Source organism: Mesocryomonas lacus, from assembly GCF_055730135.2.
Genome location: NZ_JBUZWE020000019.1, coordinates 36,154 through 60,498 on the forward strand (window position 1 = coordinate 36,154; position 24,345 = coordinate 60,498).

24 protein-coding genes and 2 pseudogenes are annotated in these 24,345 nt (G+C 64.3%); 18 read left to right on the forward strand and 8 right to left on the reverse strand.

The window, feature by feature from the left end; genetic code table 11:
* Positions 1 to 218: 218 nt before the first annotated feature.
* Positions 219 to 515: a hypothetical protein gene (locus tag ACZLZY_RS23250; RefSeq protein ID WP_472936502.1), complete on the reverse strand. Its 297-nt coding sequence runs from the start codon at positions 513 to 515 to the stop codon at positions 219 to 221.
* Between the two features lie 140 nt (positions 516 to 655).
* Here ACZLZY_RS23250 and ACZLZY_RS23255 point away from each other — a divergent pair, with 140 nt between their 5' ends.
* From ACZLZY_RS23255 to ACZLZY_RS23265, 3 genes are all read left to right on the forward strand, one after another.
* On the forward strand, positions 656 to 1,609 hold the full coding sequence (locus ACZLZY_RS23255) for a thermonuclease family protein (protein WP_472936503.1): 954 nt from the start codon (positions 656 to 658) through the stop codon (positions 1,607 to 1,609).
* On the forward strand, positions 1,606 to 1,788 hold the full coding sequence (locus tag ACZLZY_RS23260; RefSeq protein ID WP_472936504.1) for a hypothetical protein: 183 nt from the start codon (positions 1,606 to 1,608) through the stop codon (positions 1,786 to 1,788). The genes ACZLZY_RS23255 and ACZLZY_RS23260 overlap by 4 nt, the downstream gene beginning before the upstream one ends.
* 564 nt (positions 1,789 to 2,352) lie before the next feature.
* Positions 2,353 to 2,508 carry a hypothetical protein gene (locus ACZLZY_RS23265; RefSeq protein ID WP_472936505.1) on the forward strand — a complete coding sequence of 52 codons (156 nt, stop codon included), beginning with the start codon at positions 2,353 to 2,355 and terminating at the stop codon, positions 2,506 to 2,508.
* A 57-nt stretch (positions 2,509 to 2,565) separates the two neighbouring features.
* Here ACZLZY_RS23265 and ACZLZY_RS23270 read toward each other — a convergent pair whose 3' ends face one another.
* From ACZLZY_RS23270 to ACZLZY_RS23280, 3 genes are all read right to left on the reverse strand, one after another.
* Positions 2,566 to 2,904 carry a response regulator gene (locus tag ACZLZY_RS23270; protein ID WP_472936506.1) on the reverse strand — a complete coding sequence of 113 codons (339 nt, stop codon included), beginning with the start codon at positions 2,902 to 2,904 and terminating at the stop codon, positions 2,566 to 2,568.
* Positions 2,905 to 2,974: 70 nt separating this feature from the next.
* Positions 2,975 to 3,943 carry a sensor histidine kinase gene (locus ACZLZY_RS23275; protein ID WP_472936524.1) on the reverse strand — a complete coding sequence of 323 codons (969 nt, stop codon included), beginning with the start codon at positions 3,941 to 3,943 and terminating at the stop codon, positions 2,975 to 2,977.
* A gap of 77 nt (positions 3,944 to 4,020) precedes the next feature.
* Complete coding sequence (locus ACZLZY_RS23280; RefSeq protein WP_472936507.1) at positions 4,021 to 5,457, reverse strand: DUF7125 family protein; 1,437 nt, start codon at positions 5,455 to 5,457, stop codon at positions 4,021 to 4,023.
* Between the two features lie 640 nt (positions 5,458 to 6,097).
* Between ACZLZY_RS23280 and ACZLZY_RS23285 the strand changes: the two genes are divergently transcribed.
* Both ACZLZY_RS23285 and ACZLZY_RS23290 read left to right on the forward strand, forming a co-directional pair.
* The gene (locus tag ACZLZY_RS23285) at positions 6,098 to 6,487 is read left to right on the forward strand and encodes a hypothetical protein (protein WP_472936508.1); all 390 of its coding nucleotides are present in this window, start codon (positions 6,098 to 6,100) and stop codon (positions 6,485 to 6,487) included.
* 18 nt (positions 6,488 to 6,505) lie between these two features.
* On the forward strand, positions 6,506 to 6,760 hold the full coding sequence (locus ACZLZY_RS23290; RefSeq protein WP_472936509.1) for a hypothetical protein: 255 nt from the start codon (positions 6,506 to 6,508) through the stop codon (positions 6,758 to 6,760).
* Positions 6,761 to 6,920: 160 nt separating this feature from the next.
* Here ACZLZY_RS23290 and ACZLZY_RS23295 read toward each other — a convergent pair whose 3' ends face one another.
* Positions 6,921 to 7,535: a hypothetical protein gene (locus ACZLZY_RS23295; protein ID WP_472936510.1), complete on the reverse strand. Its 615-nt coding sequence runs from the start codon at positions 7,533 to 7,535 to the stop codon at positions 6,921 to 6,923.
* Positions 7,536 to 8,643: 1,108 nt separating this feature from the next.
* Between ACZLZY_RS23295 and ACZLZY_RS23300 the strand changes: the two genes are divergently transcribed.
* Positions 8,644 to 8,889, forward strand: a complete 246-nt coding sequence (locus ACZLZY_RS23300) for a helix-turn-helix domain-containing protein (protein ID WP_472936525.1) — start codon at positions 8,644 to 8,646, stop codon at positions 8,887 to 8,889.
* A 516-nt stretch (positions 8,890 to 9,405) separates the two neighbouring features.
* Here the strand turns inward: ACZLZY_RS23300 and ACZLZY_RS23305 are convergent.
* Complete coding sequence (locus ACZLZY_RS23305) at positions 9,406 to 9,864, reverse strand: hypothetical protein (protein ID WP_472936511.1); 459 nt, start codon at positions 9,862 to 9,864, stop codon at positions 9,406 to 9,408.
* 231 nt (positions 9,865 to 10,095) lie between these two features.
* On the opposite strand from ACZLZY_RS23305, the pseudogene ACZLZY_RS23310 reads away from it, so the two are divergent.
* The 7 genes and pseudogenes from ACZLZY_RS23310 to ACZLZY_RS23340 all read left to right on the forward strand — a co-directional run.
* A pseudogene (locus ACZLZY_RS23310) lies at positions 10,096 to 10,461 on the forward strand (TniQ family protein); the annotation flags it as partial.
* 57 nt (positions 10,462 to 10,518) lie between these two features.
* Entirely contained in the window at positions 10,519 to 11,838 is a 1,320-nt protein-coding gene (locus tag ACZLZY_RS23315) for a helix-turn-helix domain-containing protein (protein ID WP_472936527.1), read from the forward strand.
* A 219-nt stretch (positions 11,839 to 12,057) separates the two neighbouring features.
* Positions 12,058 to 12,945, forward strand: coding sequence for a hypothetical protein (locus tag ACZLZY_RS23320; protein WP_472936512.1), 888 nt, complete (start codon positions 12,058 to 12,060; stop codon positions 12,943 to 12,945).
* Positions 12,942 to 13,319 (forward strand): hypothetical protein, encoded by a 378-nt coding sequence (locus ACZLZY_RS23325; protein ID WP_472936513.1) that lies wholly within the window; start codon positions 12,942 to 12,944, stop codon positions 13,317 to 13,319. The genes ACZLZY_RS23320 and ACZLZY_RS23325 overlap by 4 nt, the downstream gene beginning before the upstream one ends.
* Before the next feature lie 5 nt (positions 13,320 to 13,324).
* Entirely contained in the window at positions 13,325 to 15,406 is a 2,082-nt protein-coding gene (locus ACZLZY_RS23330) for a TnsB C-terminal domain-containing protein (protein ID WP_472936514.1), read from the forward strand.
* On the forward strand, positions 15,406 to 16,590 hold the full coding sequence (locus ACZLZY_RS23335; protein WP_472936515.1) for an ATP-binding protein: 1,185 nt from the start codon (positions 15,406 to 15,408) through the stop codon (positions 16,588 to 16,590). Before ACZLZY_RS23330 ends, ACZLZY_RS23335 begins: the two co-directional genes overlap by 1 nt.
* A 247-nt stretch (positions 16,591 to 16,837) precedes the next feature.
* Entirely contained in the window at positions 16,838 to 18,667 is a 1,830-nt protein-coding gene (locus ACZLZY_RS23340; RefSeq protein WP_472936516.1) for a TniQ family protein, read from the forward strand.
* A gap of 353 nt (positions 18,668 to 19,020) precedes the next feature.
* On the opposite strand, the gene ACZLZY_RS23345 is transcribed toward ACZLZY_RS23340, so the two are convergent.
* Positions 19,021 to 21,183, reverse strand: a complete 2,163-nt coding sequence (locus tag ACZLZY_RS23345) for a heavy metal translocating P-type ATPase (protein ID WP_472936517.1) — start codon at positions 21,181 to 21,183, stop codon at positions 19,021 to 19,023.
* Positions 21,184 to 21,250: 67 nt separating this feature from the next.
* Between ACZLZY_RS23345 and ACZLZY_RS23350 the strand changes: the two are divergent.
* Positions 21,251 to 21,664: pseudogene (locus ACZLZY_RS23350) on the forward strand (MerR family transcriptional regulator); the annotation flags it as partial.
* A 236-nt stretch (positions 21,665 to 21,900) separates the two neighbouring features.
* Here the strand turns inward: ACZLZY_RS23350 and ACZLZY_RS23355 are convergent.
* Positions 21,901 to 22,101, reverse strand: coding sequence for a DUF1289 domain-containing protein (locus ACZLZY_RS23355; RefSeq protein WP_472936518.1), 201 nt, complete (start codon positions 22,099 to 22,101; stop codon positions 21,901 to 21,903).
* An 87-nt stretch (positions 22,102 to 22,188) separates the two neighbouring features.
* Between ACZLZY_RS23355 and ACZLZY_RS23360 the strand changes: the two genes are divergently transcribed.
* The 4 genes from ACZLZY_RS23360 to ACZLZY_RS23375 all read left to right on the forward strand — a co-directional run.
* Positions 22,189 to 22,467: a metal/formaldehyde-sensitive transcriptional repressor gene (locus ACZLZY_RS23360; protein WP_472936519.1), complete on the forward strand. Its 279-nt coding sequence runs from the start codon at positions 22,189 to 22,191 to the stop codon at positions 22,465 to 22,467.
* 11 nt (positions 22,468 to 22,478) lie between these two features.
* A complete protein-coding gene (dmeF, locus tag ACZLZY_RS23365; protein ID WP_472936520.1) occupies positions 22,479 to 23,444 on the forward strand; it encodes a CDF family Co(II)/Ni(II) efflux transporter DmeF in 966 nt (321 codons plus the stop codon).
* Positions 23,445 to 23,865: 421 nt separating this feature from the next.
* On the forward strand, positions 23,866 to 23,952 hold the full coding sequence (gene kdpF / locus ACZLZY_RS23370; protein ID WP_472936526.1) for a K(+)-transporting ATPase subunit F: 87 nt from the start codon (positions 23,866 to 23,868) through the stop codon (positions 23,950 to 23,952).
* Positions 23,953 to 24,051: 99 nt separating this feature from the next.
* On the forward strand, positions 24,052 to 24,345 hold a 294-nt coding region (locus ACZLZY_RS23375), incomplete at its 3' end, for a potassium-transporting ATPase subunit KdpA (RefSeq protein WP_472936521.1).

A 24,345-nucleotide genomic window follows, 5' to 3' on the forward strand; every position in this document is an offset into this window, starting at 1 on the left:
GTGACAGCGGGACCATTCGCTGAATACGGATTCGTAATGTTCTCGCGAGGGCCTTCGAGCAACAGGTATCTTGTGGACGCGATCAGCGGGTTGTCTTCAAGACCGGACTGTCGTCCATCGCGATGGCGGACGGGGCCGATGCCTTCGAACGAGACAGAGAGGCGAGGACCATTTCGGTTGCCCTCATGGCCCGCCGCGTCGCGCTCTCGTCGTTTCGGCTACGCCTGAGGAGAGTTCTCGCCAGCTTTCCGCTTGCGCTTTGGCTTCTTTGGACGGGCATCCGCAGGGGCCGCGTCATCGGCCGACCGTTCGGCGATAGCCAAGGCGTGGATGCGCTTGGCCTTCTCGGGATCCTCGTCCATTCCGCCCGTGAGCGCGAAGAACGCTGCCTGCACGACGTCCTTCTTGGAGGCTCCCGAATGGCGCTCGCGCACGTCGGAAATGATGTCCTTCGCTTTCGCTCCCGGCTTGGCGAGTTCCTGGACTGTTGCCGCAAGGGCTTCGATCTTGGGCACGATGGCCTCCTTTGTCATCAAGCTGTCATGTGGCTCTCCATCAGGGGCCGGTCACAGTCAACGGTTGCGTGGCCGGGCAACGTCGCGGGAACGTCATCGTGAGCGCCTGAGGTGAGCCCCGTTCCCGCTGAGGACATGCCATGCCGTACCGCCTCGTGAAGGGCCGCTACCGGGTCGTCGCCTACTCCCCCGACGGCGACACCATCCGTTTCGAGCCCGATGATCGGGAAGCTTTCGGTGACCTTCTCGACGATGCCCGTTTCAACGTTCGCGGCCACGTGCCCTTGAGGCTGGAGGGGATCGACGCGCTGGAAAGCCATTACGCACCCCCTTCGGGCGGTGGGGCCCTCAGCCAGCCGATGCCGCTGGCCCGAGCCGCGACAAACTTCCTTCTCGACTTCGCCGGGATCCGCGACGTCGCCTGGACCGCTGAGCGCCGCTCGATCGCTTCGGCTACGGACGGGGCGCCCAGCCACATTCTCACGCGCTCGGTCGACAAGTATGGTCGCGTCATCGCCTTCGTCTTCGCCGGGAATGCGGACGAGGAGGACGGCGACGAGGTGTTCCTCGATGCCGATGGGCTCGCGCGGAGTTACAATCAGGCAGCGCTCGCGGCCGGCCTCGTCTACCCGACCTTCTACTGGGGCCTCTTCGCCGATCTTCGAACCGTGTTGGCCGATGCCGCAAAGACCGCACGGGCAGAGGGCAGGGGCGTCTTCGCCGAGGATGTCACGCAGTCCGGCGTGCGGGTCACGTCGCTCGCCTCGATCACCGACGACGCGGTGATCCTGCCCAAGCTCTTCCGCCGACTGTCGGACTTCCTCGTGGCGACGGGCTCGGTCGAGGACTTCGATGCCGCGATGGAAGCCAACCGCGAGCCCGTGCTGGACCTCACGACCAGCAACTTCACCCACTTCGACACCTTCATCGAGCAGGACGGCGACGTCGTCCGGATGACGCGCCTGCCCGAAGAGATCGTCTTCGACCCTATGCCGACCCGCGAGACGGCGAGCCTCGGCGTCATGCTGGAGATGGCGATGGTCGAAGGCGATGTGACCGAAGACACCGATATGGACGAGGGAGAGCCGAGATGAGCAACACCCCCGGGATCAGCCCGATCACGACCGACGTCGAGAAAATCAGACACTCCGACGATGACGGGTTCTTCGGCGACGAGGGCGACGGCGCCGTTCCGCGCGAGCAACTTGACGAAGCCGACGAGCGGTCTCGCGAAGTCGTCCGCAAAAGCCAGGGCCGGATGTTCAACCGCTGAGGAATCGATGGCGCGATGCCGACCGTCTGACCCATCGACATCACCCCGTCATCGACCGCCGCTATCGGCTGGGCTCGCTTCGAAAACATCTAGGTCGTACCCATGCACATGTTCCATCCGATCTTCGGCGAGATCGTCACGTCGAACAGGCTGGTCCGGGAGCGGACGCTGGGTCTTCCGCGGCACCATCGTCCTCCTGGACGACGTCTTCGCCGACCTGTCCGAAGGCATGAACCTGCACGACGTATGGGAGAAGCACGGCGCGCTGGACCGCAGTGACCTCGAAGCCGTCGCGACGCTGGCATACGGCCAACATATCGACGTCCTTCGCGTTCGTTCGCCTGACAGCGGCCTTCGACCGACCGAGCGTGCAGACAGGATCCGTTCGGAGCGCCGTGCTGCGGCTTGACCTTCGATCAACAGGTGATGGGCTACCCCATCCAACCAACGGATCTTCACCGGGCCGTCGTCTCATCGAGGTGTCGAACGTGGTAAAGGTCACCCTGGCCCAGATCAAAGCTACGGAGCTGACCGATGCCCCCGAAGCGACCCCCAGAAGACTCGATGAGCCTTCATGAACTCGGCATCGCGGATCCCGATTGCGGACTTGATCCCGATGGACTTCTCGACGGGCCGCTCCCGGAAGGGTCAGGCGCGGCCTTGGACCAGGAACTCGCTGATGCCGTGGTTCCGCTCGCCATCGACGACCAGCAAGCGTAGCGATCGTCCTCGGCTCTCAGTGTTAATCCGCCGATACATCCGGTCGTGACCGGATCCTCAGTCCAGTCGTCGACCAAAAAGCTCCAGCGCCTTCGACAGTTGCCGCGCGTCGACTGGCTTTGTCAGTGTTCCGAGCGAGACGTGCCCGTACCCGGCCGCGAACTCCGCTTGGCCCGTCAGGAACACCGACGGAACGCCCTGCCGATGCAGCCACTCCGCCGCAAGGGTACCCGTGCGTCCGTCGGTGAGGTCGATGTCCACCAGCGCCCCGTCGAAGGCAAGGTCGCCGCACCCCGCCTTCAGGGCCTCGAAGCTGTCGAAGGACGCGACGACCCGGTGCCCGAGGTCCTCGACCATCTGCTCGACATGCATCGCGATCAGGGGATTGTCCTCCACATGGAGGATCCGCAAAGCCCTGGAGGTTTCGGGAGCTCGATCGATCATGGCCTACAAACGCGGACCGTGATCACGGGTTGCCGGAGATCCGTGAAAGAAGTCCGCGTGCCTCGCACCGAAGCCCCTCGGGCCTGAAAGAAATGACGGGCTTGCGCCCCAAAAGGCTCGCCAAGGCCGACCGGATGTAGCGCGTTCCGTAACCGGAACGCCCCGTCTCCTGGACGACGGGGCCGCCGCTTTCTTGCCAGGCGATGGCCAGTTCCCGTGGTTCGTTCGCCGTCACCGACCACTCGAACTCAACGCGGCCGCCGGGCACCGACAGGGCCCCGTACTTGATCGCGTTCGTCGTCAGCTCGTGAAGGCAGAGGGCAAGCGTCGTGCCGCCCTCGCGGCGAAGCATTATGTTGGGCCCGGATGTCCGGATCCGTTCCACCCCCCCGTTGCGATAAGGCTCGAAGGTGATGTCGGCAATCTCCGATATCGACACCATCTCGCCATCGGCATGGAAAACGGCCGAATGGACCTTGTCCAGCGCACCCAGCCGTCCGCGGAAGTCGTCCGAGAACCCGTCGAGCGACGTGGCGCCCCGTCTTGTCATCTCGAAGATGGAGGCGACGCTGGCTAGGATGTTCTTGACCCGGTGATTCAGCTCGCGCCGCAGCTCGATCTCGCGGGAGATGTGGTCCCGGACGTTGCGCTGCCGGATGCGCGCAAGGAGCGCCGACTGGACGCCGCTGATCAGCTCGACTGCGGTGACGGGGCGCTTGTAGAACAACTGGCGGGACCTCGGCCACGCCCGGCTGAGCTCGGACTTGATGCGGGCGTCGGGAGAGTTGCGGTCCAGCAAAACGACGATCGGCATCTCGGACCAGGGCTCCTGCTCGCCGAGGTGGTCGGCGACCGAGGCCATCGACGCCGGCGTCAGCGCCTCGTGGGTCAGAAGCAGGACGCCGGGAGCCGCCGAAAGCCGCTTCGCCAGATCCGCGGTGCCGGACGCGACCTCGACACGGATCTCGTGCTCCCGGAGCATGTCAGCCATATGGGCCGCGTCGCTCCTGTAGGGCGCGAGGACCAAGACGTGGTCGAGCGACGACACGTCGTCCGGCTCGGGAGCGTTCACGCTTCCGGAAGCGGGTTGTAGGGCACGACCGTGATGCCCGAGCTCTTGATGAAGAGCTCGTGGACGTCGAGGTCGTGCGGGCCGTGGCGCTTCTTGACGACGGTGATGTTGCGCCGGAGCCGGCCGTCGTGCTCGGCGATGCGCAGCAGCAGCACGGTGTCGCCAAGGAAGCTGACGTCGACGTCGATCCCGACGTTCTGTCCGAGCAGGCCATGCTGGGCGACGATCAGCATCGTGAGCACTCCGGCCCGCGCCAGGTATTTCAGCAAGGACTGGATGTCCCGGACTGCCTTGTCGCGGTGCGGCAGGGAGTTGAGGTAGCCCGTGAAGCTGTCGATGACGACGACACGGGATTTCTCCTGCGACACGATCCCCTGGACCACCTGCGCGAACTCGCCCGGCGAGATCTCGTTGGGATTGAAGTCGCGGATGATGAGCTTGCCGCTCTCGTAGAAGGGACGGAGCGCCATCCCGAGGCCTTCCGACCTTCGGAAGAACGTCTCCAGCCGTTCCTCGAAGAGGAACAGGGCGACGCTTTCACCCCGCTCGAGCGCCGCCGTCGCGTAAAGCGAGGCCATCGTCGACTTGCCCGTGCCGGACTGGCCGATGACGAGCGTGATCGTTCCCGACTCCTGCCCGCCCCCGAACATGTCGTCGAGCATCGCGACGCCAGACTTGATCAGCTCTGGCTGGGTCTGCTCGACCACGGCGCCCGGTACAATGCGCGGAAAGACGACGACGCCCTGGCCCTCGCGGATGGCCATGTCGTGGTAGCCGTCCGCTATGGGAACGCCACGCATCTTGCTGACCTCGATGCGTCGGCGCACCGAGCCGTAATCCTCGAGCGACTTGTGGAAGCGGATGACGCCGTGGGCGATGCCCTCGACCTCCTCGCCGTTCATCGACTCACCGTTCTGGGTATCGAGAAGGAGTGCGACGACGTTGCGCTTGGCGAGGAACGCCTTGAAGCCGATCAGCTCGCGGCGGAACCGCGGCGTGTCGCCCGTGATGAGCCGGATCTCGAGGAGGGAGTCGTAGACGAGGCGACTCGGCTTGTGCTCCTCGATGGCCCGCTCGATCGCCTGCCGGGTCTCGTCGAGCCGGAGCTCGGCGGTCTGGAAGATTGTCTGGTCGGAGGCGCCGTTGACGCTGTCCGAAGCCGACAGCTCCTCGACGCGGATGCCGTCCATCGTCCACCCGTGAGAGACGGCGATGCTCTCCAGCTCTGACCTGGTCTGCGACAGGCTGACGTAGATGCAACTCTCGCCCGCCGCGACGCCCGCGAGCAGGAATTGGAGCGCGGCGGTCGTCTTACCCGCCCCGGGTGCGCCCTGGAGCATGTAAAGGTTGGACGGCGGCAACCCGCCGCGCAGGATCTCGTCGAGGCCGGGAATGCCCGAGGATATCGGCATGGTGTTCAAGGTCTTGGTCATCTCGCCTCCGCGGGTCGGACCGGATCGAACGATGCCGGGACAGGGCCTCCCTTTTCCGTTGCACGCACCGGGAATGCAAGCTCGGCCTCTCGCGTTGCGACCAATGGTGCTGCCCGTCGGTCCCGCTCTAATTCTTGTTCTCGTTGAGGGCGACGGTCGGCGCCGCAATAGCCGAACGTACGATGCCATCGGCCACGCTTCTGCGTCCTCTGCCGTGCCGTCTGACAGTCCGGCGTCAGGGCTTCGGTCCGCCACCCATGATCATGCCCATGTCGACGACCGAACGGGTGAAGACGCCTTGTCGGGTTGCGCCTCGACGTTCGAAACGCGCACTTCGCGGCCGGCTACCGCGCCATCGCCCCGATTCCCCTTCCCTCATCAACATGGTGGTCTTCAGTCGCCAGGTATCCGACCGGAGCTTGCGAACGCCGCTGCGGTGGGCTTAGGCGGAATGGCAGCCTTTCGATGACTGAGCATCTGGTCGCTGTCCAGGAAGTCCCCGAGGTGACCGATGTCGGACTCGGTGACGCCGCAGTCTTCAAAGGCCGACCTCCAAACCTCGGCACTTCCGGGTATGGTCTCTTCGGCCTAGTGCCATGCTTCCTTCGGCGGAACGGTAACCGCGTTGGGGAGGATTCGCATGCTGACGAAACAAGCATCACGGGCTGTCTCGAACATATGGCAGGTGGCGGACGAACTGCTTTGCTATCCAGCATGGTGGCAGTACGCTGAGTTGCGCATCGTGATGCCGGAATGCACGCTTCGTGATCCGAAGTTTCGGTCCCCCCCGCCAGACGGTGCAACCCTTACGATCCTGGTCCGTGCCGAGACGGCCGAGCTCGAGATGGAACTCGTAATTGCCGACGAGAACCATTGGGAGGTTCCAGGCGGCCCCACGAGTGACTTATATCCTCGTGTTCCGTTCATCCGCTGGTCAGGGATCAGGGTTACCGCGGCAACGTCGGCGTTGCTGGTTCGGCATTTGGTGGAGCGACTTCATCCCAAATCCCTATTTATCACCACCAGATGATTGAGATGAGTTGGCATCTTGGTGCTGGACAGCCCGCTGCTAAGTCACCGCGATCCGCATACCTCGAAGCGGGTCGGCCTGGAGTCCGACAAGGAAGCGATCAAGCAGACGGGCTTGAAGGACCATTTTCATCGGTACCGCCTAGACCAGTCGCACGACACCCAGTTCGTCGTCTTCGCGAACGATCCGGCACCGTTTGACCTCGGCCCGTCAGCATTGGTGACGGTGTTTGCCGGCTCGAAGGGCGAAGGCGACCGTCAGGGCCCGCTCTGATCCGCAGGCGGCGCCGACGTGGCTGTCGGGTTCGCGGTCGTTCGCGAACGCGCTGGGAGCGCCTTGGAGCAGCAAGCGTCGCCAAGCCACTTGAATGCGGATCGTCCTCCAACCGCATCGAATGCCGATCCAACGGCGGTATCAACTCGAACTAAACCAATCAATCGCGGCGCAGGCGAAGCCTGCCGCGGTCGCAGCGGCTCGTATCGCGTGGCCGCACGCGGCGGAGCATCGGTTTCCACAGCAGCAGGCCCGTTTTCGCGGACTTCTCGAGATCACAGAGGATTGCCATGTCGATCCCGGTGAGGTCGGAGCGGCCCGCCCAACCTGTCCCACATGGATTGACCGTCGGTATCCGGAAGCTGCGCATGATGATCGCCAACAACGGCGACCGTGCATCCATTCCACCGGATGGTGGCGTCTCGCTCAATTGAGTTTTTGCGAGTGGGCAGGACACGGAGGAACGTTCCAAAGCTGTCGCTGCCCTCAGAAACACCGAAACGCCGTCAACGGCGTGGATCTCGCGTTCTGTCCAAACCTCGAACTCCGCACCGCGAGCACGGCACTCAAGCTCGATGCGGCAGCGGCGCCCCCCGAAATCCCGGTCTGCGATCAACCTTCGACTGGAGCGCACCTGGCGGTAGACCTGCGTCCCGTCGAACCGCTGCACGAGGTAGTCCGGTGCAAATCGGTGGCTCCGCCCAGTCAGGCCGTCTTGCCACTTGAACACCGTAGGCCGCGTCTTGAAGAGCTCGACCTCCCCGTCGTGCGTCATGAGATACTCGAGGTCGAGCCGAAGGGGATCGACATTCGTTGCACGCGGCGTCCCAAAAACGAGAGGCAGCCTCTCCCCTGACGTTTGAGCTCGGCTTCCGTCGGGAAGCCGCCTGTGGGGTGCTGCGTCCCGGTTGTCTCGGTTGCTTCGGACCATGGTCAGTTCTCCCACTGCTATGGCGACATCGGGACATGCATATTGGCCCGATCCTCGGTCGCGGTTGAAACAACTCGACGAATGCCGCCCCCAGAGGACATCAAGAGCCTGTCCTCTATCGAGGAGCTTGCCTCGGGACATCGGGCTGGAGGCAGATGAGGGAACCGTCCCATGTAAGGCCAGCTTCATGGCGCCGTCGGCTGTCGCGTTCCATCAGCCCGATGAGGTATGCAGCCATGTTCCGAGCAGTCGATCGGACACGAGGCAACGGCCGGCCTGCAAGTAGCGAGGAAACTTCGGCACGGGTGAACTGCGGTCCGCCCCCGGAGCAGTGCTCACCCGACGGCACCGTCATTATGGACGTCGCGTGTATGTCAGTGACGATCGTCGCGTCGGACCAGGCCGTTTCCTGCATCGACGTCCACAGCCCTCGGGGCGCATCCAGTACCAGGAATGTGTTCTCGCTCGACATCTGGCGGTAAGCGGACGTGCCGCTGCAAGGAAGGTCAGTCGGGCGGGACTCAACCCACGAATCCCAATCAAAACTTACGACGTCGACGCCAGTGAGGGATTCAGGCATCATGTCATCCGTCGCCGATCCTTTGCGTCGCAGGTTGGCGTACGCTGTTCGGTGACCGCATGCGGCAAGCCCGGTCGCCGCAAGCATCGCCTCTGGGGAGACGCTGGCGATGCTTTGATCGCTGAAAAACATCATAAGGAACATGACAAGGCTCCCTGCGCCAGTTGCGCTAATACTCGGCCGGAAACTTCCTCTTAGGGGGGGGGCGTTCTTCGGCAAACCTTGAGGTTGCTTGATGCCTGCCTTGACTGAAGGGAACATGATGTGCCGCTTGGAGTCAACTGTGATTCGTTCGGCCTTAAAGTGGTGAGCGGTTTTCCGCTAGCGACAGACGCCCTGATCGACGGAACCGCATGTCGCGGTGCCAGGGCGATGTTGGGTATCTCTCAGGAGCAGCTCTGTTCGATGGCGGAGTGCGGGAGACGCTTGCTAAACGATTTCGAGAATGGAATGCGCAGGCCGCGGGACAGTAACATATTGCGGATCCGCTCGGTGCTCGAGGACGCGGGCGCAACGTTCCTGACATTCGAGGGTGCACTCGCGGTGGCGGTCGACGCGTCGAAGGCGTCGGGTCGCACCCCAAGGGCGCGGTCGCTCGGATCCAACGGGTCCGTTTGACGCGTATGATGTTTGCCGTTGGCGACTTGATCGTAAAGCATGCGGGCGGCTGTCGTTATTCGAGCGAAGGTCATCGGCCGACAGCATTAAGCGTAGTCTGGCCGACCGCCCAATGTGCACTGAAGGTCGCACGTTGGGCCAGTATGCAACCTTCAGATCACATCGTTCATCGGGCTGCCCGAGTTGCGCAACAGTGAAGCGGGGTGATCTCGACCTGTCGGCATACGGTTCCCAGCGCCGGGCGCGGTACAATGACACCGGGGTCGAAGACGGTTGCCGGGCGGCTTCATCCGTCCACCTGCCAGCAAGAGTCGGATGTACACTTAACAATGTGGTTGACTCTAAAGGAACATCATGTTCCTATTCTCAAATGTCGAGAGACTACTGAATCAGTAGAGATCAAGCGTAATACGAATTCACATATCATTGCCGCGAATGTACGGCTTTGCAAAATAAAGACCGGATCAGTCTACCTTGATGTGTTTAGGGCTAAGCATTCCAGTAACAACGGTATAATCATGAACCGACGAGGGCGTATCCCGCCCCGCGTTCATTCCTCAGCTTCTTGTCAGCCCAAAGGATCTTGCTGATCTTCTTTTCGGGATTTCTGGAAGGAAGAGGTATTCCTGCATCGTCGACTGCTCGCAGTATCTCCGCCCTGTTCATCGGACGTCCCGCAGCCGCTATCGCGGCTCGCGCCACACGGCGAACTTCCGAGCTGAAATTTTGGCCCGCCTCCGCGTCCGCCGCCTCCGTGTTGGTCTCGTTGCCGGGGGCGACCGGACCATCGCTTGGCTGTCTCGTTTTCGACGCGGCACGCTCTCCGCAGAGCGCAGAGAGTTGGCGCTCCTGATCCTGTAGGTCTGCCAGTTCAGCGCGCAGGCGGTCGGTCTCCGCCTTCTTGGCAGTAAGCTCTTCGCGAACCTCTTCGAGTAGGCGACGATAAATGGCCTGTCTATCCGGTTCCAAGATCATCCCCAAACGTCCGCGTAACCCCTCGCGAGACTTCTACACCGATGTGCCGGGGGGTCAACGAGACCTGGGTGTTTGCCCAAACGAGATGGCTTGTGCCCAAATCCGAGCAGGCGGCCCGTTGGACGGTCCCGCCACGCCTTGGCGCCCGGTGCCAAGGACACGTCGGTGACGGGCGTGCCCAGCGGGGTGCAGGGGCACGTGGAATGGGAGACCTCTCCCGAGCGCCTGGTCGTGCGACCCACACCTGTACTGACCGAGCCACTTGATCTTTTCCTGATGCGGCTAAGCGAGTGCAACGGCGCCGGAGGCCCCAGAAGGCTGATTGCACAGGTCGGCCTCGCCCAGACGGTTCGGAGCTCGCGTTCAGTCCTCTCGAGGCTCGCAGAGGTGCTCGGCGCCCCACACGACGTGGGGACACTCGAAAGCATCGCAAGATGGCGTGACCCGGGATCGGGCAGGACGAACCTTTGCGGTCGCAAGATCTCTTCGACGGCGCTCGGTCGACCCTTGGGCCGGGTCTGTCCCGCATGCCTCGCAGAAGACACGGCGTTCCGATGGCAATGGGACGTCAAGATCGTCCTGGCATGCGAGCGACATGCATGCTGGCTGCGCGACGCGTGTCCGGAATGCGGACGTCGTCTCGACTGGAACCGCATGCAGGTCGAAAGTTGTCGGTGTGGGGGCGCCTTCCGGCAGCCGACGCCTTCGGCACCCGTCACCGCGGTGACACTCGCGCGAACCATCGACTCAATCGACCGCGGCGCAACGTTCCCGTTGTCCCTTTCCGACGCAATCGAATTGACCTGGTTTGCCTCGGTGCGGAGTGGTGACATCCTGGAGCGGGGAGCCAGCATCGACAGGCCCACCATCGAGGCGACCTGGCGGTCACTGCGCCGAGTGGTGGACCTCGTAGAGGACTGGCCGGCCAACTTCTCGAAATGGATAACCTCCCGACGACGTGTCGAACTGCGCTCCGCCAGCCTGTACGAGCAGCTTCCGGTGTTGGCCGACCTGAAGAGCGTCTTCGGCGCTGCTGGCGGACCCATCGCGCAAGCGGCCGCCGAAGCGGTCCGAGACGCGAGCCATCTCATGCCCGTCCGGTCTCTGTCGTCCTACCACCGACCGGATAGCCCGAATATCGACGCCGCCGCAGCGGCCGAGCTCCTCAGGATATCTCCGCAGTCCGTGTCGCGGCGGATCGAGAGCGGCGAGTTGCCGGGGCGGTTGCTCCGTTTTGGGGGCAGGAGGGCGATTTCCGTGCGCCGATCGGACGTGATCCGGCTCGCCTGTCTGGAACGGGGCAAGCAAGCTAGCATCGCTCCGATCCTCGGGCTGTCGGAAGCTCAGGTGACAGGCCTGCGCAAGGCAGGGTTTCCGGCGGCATCCACGGCCTCCACAGCCGAGGCGGCCGCGGAGAGTCTCATAGGCGAGTTGGAGGCCCTCTCTTCGACGGAGCCGCTGCCTCCCGATGCGATCCCCATGGCATCGGTGACGGCGCTGCGTGGGCCAACCCTCGCCCTGGCGCTGTCTCTCGTCCTGTCGGGGGCGTTGCGGGTCTGGCGCCTCGAGGCGTGTTGCCGCCCGCCGTTCGGGAGGCTCTGCGTGTCGAGATCGGAGTTGCTTCGCGTCGTGGCGGAGGGACTCAGCGTCAGGGAGGTTGCGACGGTGCTGAAGGTTCCGACGAGGCTGGTGCCGAAACTCATCGAGGCAGGCTGCCTGGCGGCTTCCGCAAGCAGCGAGCGTCGAAGGATCAAGATGCAGGCCGTTCGCATGTGTCAGGAGTCATTCGCGACGGGAGGCCAGTTGGCAGCCCTCATCGGGACGAGTTCACGGGTCCTGCTGCAATGTCTCGATGGTGGAGGGATCGAGCCCGTGATCCCGTCCGACATCGCGAAGGGCATCTCGTCGGTATGGAGAAGAAGCGAAGCGGAGAATTTTATCTGGGCGAACGGCGGGCGCCCAAAAAGGACGTAAGGCCGCTGTCTTGGTTGTCGAGGGATCGTGCCGTTTCCCGGTTCCGCTCCCTGCTATCGCCATCGGAGGTTCCATGGCGGCCTCTCTGCCCCATGGCCTAAAGACCCCATGACCGCCGAGGTCGGGACTACTTGAAGACTACGGCAAGCTTGATTTTAATTTGACTTGAGTCCTCTAAGTTTCCTACGACGGAACTCAGACGAATCAGGAGTCCTTTGGATGGATGAAGAATTGGAAGGCTTCCTTGAGTTCCAGATCGAAAGGGTTTCAACGGAGACAAAGCGCCGGGTGGAGCCCGGAGTGCGGACTCCCGATCGTCTATGGAAGCCCGGGCAGGGCGGCCACCTTCCTTGTGTCGTTCGCTGGGTGCGGCCTGAAATCGCCGAGTTCTTCCCGGGCATCAAAGTCAGGGAGCCCGGCCGTTCTCCGCGCTCGCGATCGAGGGGCTGGCAAACGCGCTACTTCAGCCAAAAGGCGGGCCGGGTCATTCGTGGAGCCTCCTTCCTGGAAGGGCAGCACGTCCTCGATGCCGACTTCGACAAGAACGTCGCCTGCATCTGCGAGCAGCCGCTGTCCCTAAAGCTTCCCGACGGCCGCACCGTCAGCCCGGACGCCTTCGTGTGGATGCTGCGCGGCCCGCCTGAGATCCGAGAGGTGAAGTACGAGGCCGACGCGGCCCTCCTGGAGGACAAGTGGATAGCCATCGGCAATGCGGTCGCGGCGATGGGCTACCCCTACCGCGTCGTCACCGACCTGCGGATGAGGCATCCCCCCCGTATGGCGAACGTCGAGCTCTTCATGTCCCGCCGCCACGCCGAGGTGCCGAACGATCCGACGCTGGACGCGATCTGGCGGACCCTCGGTGGGGGCGGCATGACTGTCGCCGAGCTTTCGGCAGCCCATCCCGAACTGACGAGCAAACAAGTCCTGGCTCTTGTCCGCTTGACCTTCATCGCGATCGACGACCTCGACCGTCCCTTCGCGGGCGCCAGCATGATCCATCGGTTCCGCCGCGACATACGTCGCGTCGGCGGCGCGTTCCGGAGCGATTGCGCGGCACCTCCGGTGCCCGGCTCGGTCCATTTCAAAAGGGAACCACGGCTATGAAGGATTGGCGTCATGCGGCGACACGGAATTCGCCGTTCGGTCACCCGAACTTTGAAACTTGGTCGACCATAGGCTGGGGCAATCCCGAAACCCATTCCGATACGGACGATCCCGCAAGGTCGCGCCGCCCTCCTTTCGTCGCAGGGCTTTCCGCAGACGACCTTGCCGACCTCACGTCAAGCCAGCTATTCGCGCTCTTCCGGTTGATGCACACCTTCGTCGCAGTACGCAGACTGAAACTCCCTATCGACGACCAACGCCTCTTCCGCTGGTTTCGCGTCGAGGTCCGCCGCGTCGTCTTTCGACATCGGCCCCGGCGGACGCGATCGTCCGCCACAGGCTCGATCGTCGTCACGTGGAAGTCCGAAAAATGAGGCGCATGAAGTTCGTCGGAGGGCAGCGCCTGCTTTTCTACGGCGTGCCAATAACATTGATGAGGTGCAGCGGAGAACTGGGCGCCGAGATATGGGAAGTCGAGAACCGGGCCAGGAGGCAAGTCGAGTCCCATTCCCGCCGCTTGCTCGACATGGCGCAACTCAAGGGCAAGCTCGTCGACGACAGCGAGGGGCCGCCACCCCCGAAGAAGTATTCCGGTACGAGGGCAGTCTCCGACTTGCGGCCTCTGGAGCGGAATAGGATCTACTACGAGAGGGAGATCATCAAGCTCGTTTCGCAGTACACCTCAAAGGGCTACAAGACATCGCGGGACAAAGATACCAAGGAGATCCGTCTCAAGGTTCTCCTGAAAAAACTCGCCGCGGATCTTGGCATCAAATATTTTGGGGCCATCAAGACGCTTTCGATGTCCCAGTACTACGAGTACGTGAGGAAGCATCGGAACGCGGTGGACACCGACACGATTAAGGGAGGTTACTCCAAACGCGGTAACCGCGAGCCGATGGGCGTGGGGGTGAAAGGGGCGATCGTCAAGGCTCTGAACGAGCTGGTTGATGAGTGGAAGGGAAAGCGCAACAAGCCCGGTTACGAGTTTCTCAAGGCAGGCGACATAGACGAATGTGTGGTGTCAACGGTCGAGGCGCTTCGTCGGCAGGAAAGCAATCCGGACATCGCGGTCCCGCACCGGACCACCATCAGCAAGATCTTGCGGCTCGACGTCGACCAATTCGATTTGCAACTCGTCCGGGAGGGCGCGGTGAGCGCCAACGCCAGCGCTCGCTACAAGGGTTTCCCGCGAGACCTTACGTACGCCCTACAGTGGTGCCATTTCGACGAAACCCACTGCCCGATATTCCTCTACCACCAATCCCTCGGCATTCCGCTGGGCAAGCCCCACTTGGCTTGGATCGTCGACCTCTTCAGCGGTGGTCTCGTCGGCATCTACTTGGGGTTCACCCCGCCAAGTGACCACGTCATCGCACAGACCATGAAACATGCGTGCCTACCCAAGGCCTACATGTTCGACCTCTATCCCGGCATTACCGAACCTTGGTTTCATGCCGGGATCATGAAGCTCCTGACATTCGACAACAGCTTGCAGGCTCATGGCGACAGCGTCCAGGCGATCTGCGGCGACATCGACATCAAGTTTGATTTCACCACGGCGAAGGCGCCTTGGATGAAGAGCATGGTCGAGGGAATGTTCAAGCTCCTCGAGGACACACTGCTGAAAGGCCTGAGTGGCTATACCTTCCCACCGTTCTGGAAGGTTTCTCTCTCCGACTATGATCCCCAGAAGACCGCCCTCATGGACTTCGGCCGCTTCCTTTCCCTGCTCCACGCATGGATCGCCATGCGCGTACACCCGCGGGCAAGAGGCAAGCGCAAGGCGCCCAACAAGCTTTGGATCGATGGCACGGCTTCGGTGGAACCCGAATACGTTTCGGACACGGCCGAACTCGAGGCGTTGTTCGGCGTCATCAGACAGGGCAAGCGGCTCGACGAGCGCGGTGTCCTCTTCCGGGGGCTTCGTTACGATTCCGACGTCGCCCGCGCCGACCGCCGCACGCGCGGCGCCGTAAGCAAAGTTAACATCAAGTGCAACCCCCTCGACATACGCAAGGTCCACATCCAGGCGCACGACGGTAGCTGGTATCCCGCAACCACGTACGAGCACCCGGAGATGGAGGTTCTGGACGAGCATGTGTTGGAACTGCTCAACGCGCAGTCGCTCGAGGAAACTGGCAAGGAATCCGTCGAGGGCCGCGTCAACAGCATGCGCGCACTTAAGGCCGCCATGCTGGGAGGATACGACGAGGGCATGGAGGTTGCGAACTTGCAGCGTGGTGCCCGCGTCCTCGGCATCAGCACCCCCAACCTCTTCATGCACCAGCGGCACGATGGACGCATCGTCATGCCCGAACCCGGCCCGCTCCTGACGCCACAGCGGCCGGCCCTCGTCGGCTTCGACCGGACGGACGGTTCGGGCGCCGCGCAGCCGCCTGCACCGCGTGAGCGCCGGCCGCTCGCTCTTCCCGAACTCAAGACGGACAGGTCGCTTTGATGGTCGACAAGTCGCCGGGCGTCCCCGCCACGATACGCTATACGCCCGAGCTTGCCAGCGAGGTCGTGGAGTTCCCCGACGACGATCCCGGCGGTCCCTCGACGGTCTACACCAGGTCCGAGGATGCCATCATCGAGCTCTACGTCGAGCACCCGACCTTCGCCGACACGCTGAAATCAGTCCTCAACCTCATAAAACGTTGCAAACGGCGGAAGGGAAGCCAGTACAGCATCCTCGTCGCCGGACACTCGGGCGCGGGCAAGTCGACGCTCGTGACGAAGGTCATGGCCGCCTACCCCAGCCGGGAAGACGGGCGGCGCCTGAAAATGCGCGATGGCACCGTTGCGACCTGTGACGACATTCCGGTCGTCGGAATCGAATGTCCCGAGAGCCCATTGGTGTCGACGCTGGTAGTGGCGTTGCTCGATGCGATGGGCGATCCGCGTCCCAAGAAAAGGAACACTGCTGAAGGAAAGGAAGCCCTCAAGGGCTTCCTCAAGGCCTGCGGCACCGTGGCCATCATCGTAGACGAGGCGCACAGGCCCACGGATCGGCAGGGAACCGTCCTGCAAGGCGGCATAGCCACCTTCTTCCAGGAGCTGCATGACCAGGGCTGCGCGGTGATCCTGGTAGGTCTCGGCCGCGCCGAGGCCTTGATGGAGGAGGACACGCAGATCGACCGTCGTTGGGACACTCCCTTTCGCTTCGACGGCTATACGTGGGGCGACCCGAACGTCGAGGCTTTCGGAAATGAGGGGGACGACCGCCTCGGTACCCGGTTAGAGTTCATGAGCATGCTGAAGGCCGTCCTGAACGCCGTGGAGCTCAAATGGGACACGGACATCGACGTGTCGTTCGAGGACGACGCGTTCCTGTTCTTCTACGCCTCCCGCGGGCTCATGGGCTACCTGAAGAAGTTCGTCCACGCGGTGGTGATGCTGGCGGAGGATGCCGAGGCCACGGTCATCACGAAGCCCATGCTCGCAAAAGCGTTCAAGAAGGTGTTCAGGCGCGAGACGAAGGGCACCACGCTCCAGAACCCGTTCCTTCCGTCCTTCGTCGTTGCACTGCCCCCAGACCCGCCGAGCGACAACTTCAAGGTTTTTCCGACGAGACGCCGACGGAAGGGTGCGCCGAAGAAGAAAGCCCGGAAAGCGAACCTGACGTATCGTCTGACGAAGTGAGGGGTTGGTGCACGAGTGACGGGACCGGGCCTGGCGGTGATTTGCAAAACCATTGCCATGAAAAATCCATAACCGCGCCAACCTCCGAACGCCCGCTCCCGCCTGATGAGCGCATCGTCGGTATGTGCCTGCACGATCGCCGCGCGGTCGCAGTCACCATCGCTCCATTTCACCTTGCAAGTGCAGCGCTTGGTCGATGGCTCAGCCAGTCCGCGTCCACGTCAATTCGACAAGGGGCGCCGGGACCATGAACATCGGTCGGCTCGTCGTTCGTTTCGCGCCCTCGAGCGACGAAAGTCTCCGTGGCTACCTGATGCGGCTCGCGGCCGAGAACGGTTTCAACCACCACCAAGTCTTCATCGAGGTGTCGCGGACATACGGGCATTCGCCTGTAGAGGGCATACAAGCGCTGCTGTGCATGACCGATGGCCAAGCCGCTCCCCTCGAACTCATGTTCGGCAGCAACGGGCGCTGGGCGCCTGTGCCAGGGCATGTCGTGTCCAGGCTGGAAGTTGAGTCCACAGGGAGGATCTGTCCGGATTGCATCGGCAACCACGGGCGTATCCGCGCTGCATGGAGCCTTGCCCTGCACGTAGGCTGCGACGAACACCGCCGAATGCTGGTGGACGCCTGCCATCGTTGCGGAAAGAGGCTCACCTGGGGCAGGCGCGACATCGGGAGGTGCCCCTGCGGCCATGACCTGCTCGATTCGCCCCAGGTGAACCTTGCGGACGGCTTGGTGGACCTGATGAGAATGCTCCGCCACGCATGCGACCCGACGAGTCATCGCGCAACGAATACCTGCCGGCCCGATGAACTCGGTCTGCACGACCTTGTCCTGCTCGTCTCGACGGTCGGCCGCGACTTGCTACGGGAGGCATCGGGGTCGGCACACGCGGTCCGGGGCATTCGGCCGCTCGACGTGGTCGCGCTTGCCGCGCCCGTGCTGGAGGACTGGCCGGGACCCATGCGCCGCCACCTCCACCGAATCCTCGTGGAGGACCGGGTTGGCGCGTCGATCGGGCGCGGCCTGCTCGTCACTCTCGATGCGCCGGGACGCTTCGGACACGCGGCGCGGAACATGTTGCTCGCCGAATGCAGGGAAGTGGTTGCGGGCCAACAGTTTTCGCGTTTGAGCCGACGTGGCCTCGAGGCCGTCGACTTCGACCCCGATCGATACGTGTGGCACGCCGAGGCGGCCCGCATGCTTGGCCTCAAGGATGCGTACCTCATCGCGGAGATGCGTCGACTGTCGGCGCAGCCGACAAGAAAAGGCAAATGCGAGATCGAGATGTACGGCCAACGAGATGACCTGGCGGTCGGGGACGAACGTTGCCGGGCTCAAGAGCGGCGCGAAACGGGGTTGGGCGACGATGGGGCCGCACCGAAACTCTGTGTGGGAACCCCTTCGGTTCCAGAGCTTGCCTCGGTAGGACTCGTCGGTACACGGCAGATAGCCGGCCGCACCTACTATTCGAGGGACGACATCGACGACCTCCTGCGGCGGCTCTTGGAGCTGGCCGGGTCCAGGAAGGGCGGCCCAGACGACCGCCGGGTGTCCGAATGCGCTACACGGACCCGGTGGGTCTCCGTCCCGCAATTGCTGGCAAAAATGCTCGACGGTCGCATCCCTATCGGGCGGCCCTCGGGGCCACCTTCTCCCCACAAGGGCCGGGTCCCGCGCGGCGTCGACGCCTTTGTCCTCGACGACCGTTGCGTCCGGGCTTTCGTCCGATCGGTTACGACGCATCTCACCTTCGAGCAGGCATCCGAAGAGACGATGGTGCCGGAGGTGTTCCTCCCGGCGATGGTCGACCGGGGCTTCTTGACCGTCGATCCCGCATCCGCCGTGGGCAGGCTCGGCAAGCCCGGAATCACTACGGCATCCGTCGAGGAGTTCCGCGGCCGTTACACCCATTCGTTAGAGCTGCGGGCAATACTACCGAAGGCGACATGGACGGTCGTCAAGGCTTCGAGCGTCGAGCCCCTGGTGGACGTGAGCCGTCTTTTCAAACTTTACGATCGTACAAACATCGAGCGGGCGTTCGGGGCGCTGCCCGAGCGGAGGGTTGGCTGACGCAAATTTCGGGTGAGCGAGAGGCAGAACCTGAAGGTCTCAGTTGCCGGCTGAAGTTGGATCTGTCGAGAATTTCCGGTTTCAAGCGCTCAAGAAGGAGCAGTTTCCGGTTTTGATCGCTCTAATTTCCGGAAAATCAAAACTACGAAAAAATGGTAACACATTGATTCCGTGTTGATTTCGGTAAAACAAATTTCCGGTTTATTGCGCTACTGCGCACTACTTCCGGCGGGTGTACAGGAGCGCGGCGGCGAACGCCCGGGCAAGCCGGGCTGCTGCCTCCTCGGATCACTTGCCTTCCGCGAACCGCTTGCCGTCGTGGCGTCACCGCCTGGGCGGGGCCGCGGCCCCGCTCAGCGCGGCTTCCAGCCGAGCAGGCGCATGGCGTTGGCGGTGACGAGGACGGTGGCGCCGGTGTCGGCGAGGATCGCCGGCCAGAGGCCGGTGATGCCGGCGATGGTGGTCACCAGGAACACCGCCTTCAGCCCAAGCGCAATGGCGATGTTCGTGCGGATGTTGCCCATGACGCTCTTCGACAGCGCGATCATGTCGGGGATGTCCATCACCCGTCCGTGCAGGACGGCCGCGTCCGCCGTTTCCAGCGCGACGTCGGTGCCGCCGCCCATGGCGATGCCGATGTCGGCGGCGGCGAGCGCCGGCGCATCGTTGATGCCGTCGCCGACCTTGGCGACGGTGAAGCCCTCCGCCTGAAGCTCGCGGATGATGCGCTGCTTGTCCTGCGGCAGGAGCTCGGCCCGCGCCTCGATCCCGAGGCCTTCCGCGACGGCCTCGGCCGTGCGCCGGTTGTCACCCGTCAGCATGATCGTCTTGACGCCGGACGCCGTCAGGCGCGCAAGGCCCGCCACCGCGTCCGGCCGGGCCTCGTCGCGCATGGCGAGAAAGCCGGCGATCATGCCGCCGACGACGACCACGGACACCGTCTTGCCCTCGGAATTGAGCGCTGAAATCGCGGCTTCGTCGCCAGCCGAAAGGGGAACGCGCCGCGCGGCTGCCTGCGGCGATCCAAGGAACACCCGTTCGCCGCCGACGCCGCCCTCGATGCCTTCTCCGGCAATTGCGTTCGCGTCGAAGGAGGGCGGGGCCGGTACTCTGTCCGTCTTCGCGCGGTCGAGGATCGCCATGGCCAGCGGATGGCTTGACCCCCGCTCGAGGGCGGCCGCCAGCGACAGGACCTGCGTCCCGGAACGGCTGCCCGCGACGATGTCGGTGACGACGGGCTTGCCGGCCGTCAGCGTTCCCGTCTTGTCGAAGGCGATGGCGGTGATCCGGCCGAGGGTTTCGAGGACCGCGCCGCCCTTCATCAGGAGGCCGCGTCGGGCGCCCGCCGACAGGCCCGCGGCGATGGCGGCGGGCGTCGAGATCACCAGCGCGCAGGGGCAGCCGATCAAGAGGATGGCGAGACCCTTGTAGATCCACTCGTTCCAGCTCCCGCCGAGGGCGAGCGGCGGCAGGACGGCGACGGCAAAGCCGACCAGGAGCACCGCGGGCGTGTAGACCTTGGAAAAGCGGTCGATGAAGCGTTCCGTCGGCGACTTCGACTCCTGCGCCTCTTCGACGAGGCGGACGACGCGGGCGATCGTGTTGTCGGACGCAGCTGACGTGACCCGGACGCGCAGCACCGAGCCCGCATTGACCGTGCCGGCGAAGACGGGATCGCCGACGGCCTTGCGCCTGGACACGCTCTCGCCGGTGACCGGTGCCTCGTCGACCTCTCCTTCCCCTTCGACGACCGCGCCGTCGGCTGGAATGCGGTCGCCGGGCCGCACGAGAATGGTCGATCCGACGGCAAGGCTTTCGGCGGGCACCTCCGTCGTCTGGCCGTCCGTCTCCAGGAGCGCCGTCTTCGGCACGAGGGCGGAGAGGCCCTGGATGCTCGCCCGCGCGCGGCCCGCTGCGACCCCCTCCAGCATCTCGCCGACGAGGAACAGGAGGACGACCGTCGCAGCCTCTTCCTCGGCGCCGATGAAGACGGCGCCGATAGCGGCGATGCTCATCAGGGTCTCGATCGAGAACGGCGTGCCGAAACGGGCGGCGGTGATGGCGCGCCAGGCGACGGGAACAAGGCCGACGGCGAGCGCTGCCAGGAAGGCCGGCCGCTCGAGGGCAGGGGAGAGATGGCCGAGGATGGTGGCGGCGACGAGCGACAGGCCGCACGCCGCGGTCAGCCGCGCCTTGCGTGTCCGCCACCAAGGCAGAGCCGCCTCGCTTGGATCGTCATGACCATGCCCGGGGTGACCGTCGGCTGCGGGTTCGCTCGGGGACGTCGATCCCCGGTCCGCCGCCTCGGCGCCGTAGCCGAGGTTGCGCACCTGCCGCACCACGGCGCTCCCGTCGAATCCCTCGGCGTGATCGACCTTCACCGTTCCCGCGGACACCGAGACGGCGACGTCCTCGACACACGGCAGCCGCCGGATCGCGGTGTCGACCTTGTTGCCGCAGGCCGCGCAGTCCATCCCGGTGACCCGGTAGCGGCTTTCGTGTTTCACGGCGCTCATCGCGCTCTCCTTGCATCATCGTTGATGCAGGCCTACGTCCTCTAGTGGCTAGAGGAGCAAGCGGAAAATGACGAGAGGCATTCCGATCGGGGAGGCATCGCGGGCGAGCGGCATCAAGGTGCCGACGATCCGGTACTACGAGCAGATCGGCCTTCTCCCGTCGCCGCCGAGGACCGACGGCAACCGCCGCTTCTACGACGCCGCCGACCTGCGTCGGCTCCGCTTCATCCGGCACGCAAGGGAGCTCGGCTTCGAGATCGATCCGATCCGCGAACTCCTGGCGCTCGCCGGTGAGCCGGACGGTCCGTGCGAGAGCGCCGACAGGATCGCGGCCGCGCACCTTGCCGACATCGACCACAAGATCGCGCGGCTGACCGCCTTGCGCGGGGAGGTCGCGCGAATGGCGGACTGCTCGAACTATTCGGTCGCCGGCTGCCGGGTCATCGAGGTGCTCGGTGATCACGGCGAATGCCAGAGCGAGCATCTCAGCGAGAAGGCGGCCGGCGCGCTGCAGCGGCCGCTTGCCCCCGGCGCTGCGGCTCCCGCGGTACCACCATCACCCCGGCATCGGACCTGCTGACGTTGGCACCATTTTGGTCGGGCCTGGACCAACCATCCTGATGCTGCCGACCGTCGCCGCCTTGGCGTCGCCGACGGTATCCAGCGTCTCGTCCGTTACGGCGGACGCGGCGCCCTTTGGACCGGCAGGCTTGCCGATCATGGCCTTCCCGCCGGCGTCGCCGTCCGGTTCAGCCGCGCCAGCCGCCGCGGCAGCTCGCGTTCGAGCGCGGTGCGCCGGAACGGGGTCAACTTCTGCCACGCCTTGATCTCCTCCCGGCTGCGACCGCAGCCATGGCACCATTCGTTCTTGGGATCGAAGAGGCAGACGTCGGTACAGGGGGAGGCAGCCTTCGGCATGGGGGTGATCGACCTCGTTGCCGTCGACGGCGCGACGGTGCCGGGATCCTGTAGACGTTTTTCCCGAGATAGGGTAGGGGGTACCCTATGGCACACCTGTCGAAAGACCCCGCAAAGCTTGTTGCCCGCATCCGCCGCCTCCAGGGGCAGCTGGATGCCGTGGCGCGGGCGCTCGAGACCGACACCCCCTGCGGCGAGGTCCTCCAGCTCGTCGCCTCGATCCGCGGCGCGGTGAACGGGCTGACGGTGGAGCTGATCGAGGATCATGTGCGCCACCACGTGGTCGATCCCGACGCCGAGGAAGATCCCGACAAGGCCAAGGGCGCCGCCGACCTCCTGGCGGTGCTGCGGACCTATCTGAAGTGAGAAAGCACGCCATGACGGACCTGCCGGTTTCCAACACCACCCACCGCCATGATTTCCTCGGCGGGAATCATGGGCGCAACGAGCGCCGCGTGCGCGCCGTGATCGCGCTGACCGTCGCCATGATGGTGGTCGAGATCGCCGCGGGGGTCGCCTACGGCTCGATGGCGCTGGTCGCCGACGGGCTGCACATGTCGACGCATGCGGTCGCCATGCTGATCGCGGCCGGCGCCTACTTCTACGCCCGCAAGCATGTCGCCAACCCGCGCTTCACTTTCGGCACGGGCAAGTTCGGCGATCTCGCGGGCTTTGCGAGCGCGGTGATCCTGGCGCTGATCGCGGTCTTCATCGCCTATGAGAGCTTCCTGCGCCTCGCCAACCCGGTGCCGATCTCGTTCGGGTCGGCGATCGGCGTGGCCGTGCTGGGCCTTGCCGTCAACCTCGTCTCGGCTTGGCTCCTGAAGGACGACCACGCGCATCACCATGGGCACGGGCACGGGCATGATCACGGCCACGGTGAGGGGCACGGCGCTCATGGCGGCGGCGGGCACGACAACAACCTTCGCGCCGCCTATGTCCATGTGCTGGCGGACGCGCTGACCTCGGTGCTGGCGATCGCCGCGCTGGGGCTCGGCAGCATTTATGGCTGGATCTGGCTGGATCCGGTGATGGGCATCGTCGGGGCGCTGGTCATCGCCCGCTGGTCGTGGGGCCTCGTGCGCGATGCCGGCGGCGTGCTGCTCGACTATGTGCCGGAGGGCGAGGACCTGCCGGAGGAAATCCGCGAGGCGATCGAGGTGGACGGCGACAAGATCACCGATCTCCACGTCTGGCAGGTCGGGCCCGGCCATCACGCGGCGATCGTCTCGATCGCGACGGAGCGCCCGCGCCCGCTCGGTGCCTATCGCGCCAAGCTCGCCCACATCCACGACCTGTCGCACCTGACGGTCGAGATCGACGCCCGGTCGCAGGCCGCTTAGGCGCTCTCGAGTTTAAGCGACGATACCGCAACGGCCGGCCCCCAGGCCGACCGTCAGCGTGACGGCGTGACGCGGGCTCGGTGAGGCGCACTCCGTCTTTCCTCCACGATCCGCGTCCCGGCCCGGACGCTCGGGTCACAGAGCGTCCTCTCTGAATTCCTATCCGGCGCACGGCGCCCCGCGGACCGCAAAAGAGCCCCATCGCCGGCGGTGAGGGACGGTTGGCGGGTCGTCTCGTCGATCCTTACGGCTTCCTTATGCCGGGCCCCCACATTCCGTATCGAGAGCTTATGCGGGACGGCGTAGCTATCGGGGACCGCATCAAGGAACCCGTTACATGGACATCGTTTATCTCGCCGTCGGCATCGGCTTCTTCGCCGTGATGGCGGGCTATGCCCGCTGGGCCGCGAAGGCCTGAGCCATGCTGGATCTCATCCTCGGCTCCGCCGTCGCCTTCGGGCTGCTCGGCTATCTCGTCTTCGCCCTCGTGCGTCCCGAGAAGTTCTAATCCCGCGCCGACATGTCGCTCGTCCGCATCCCCGCGCCGCCTGGCCCGGGGAATGCCTGCGCGCGGCGTCGGCGATCTCCCATCGAAAGAACCATAGCGATGACAGCGATTGGCTGGCTTCAGATTGTCCTCCTGTTCGCGGCAGTGCTCGTCTGCGCCGTGCCGCTCGGTGCGTTCATGGCGCGCGTCTTTGCGGGTGAGCGAAATATCCTCTCGCCGGTGCTCGGCCCCCTCGAGCGCGGCTTCTTCAAACTGTCCGGCATCGACCCGGCCAAGGAGCAAGGCTGGCTCGCCTATACCGTGGGCATGCTGGTGTTCAACGGCCTCGGATTCGTCCTTCTTTACGCGCTGATGCGCCTGCAGGGCGTGCTGCCGTTCAACCCGCAGGGCTTT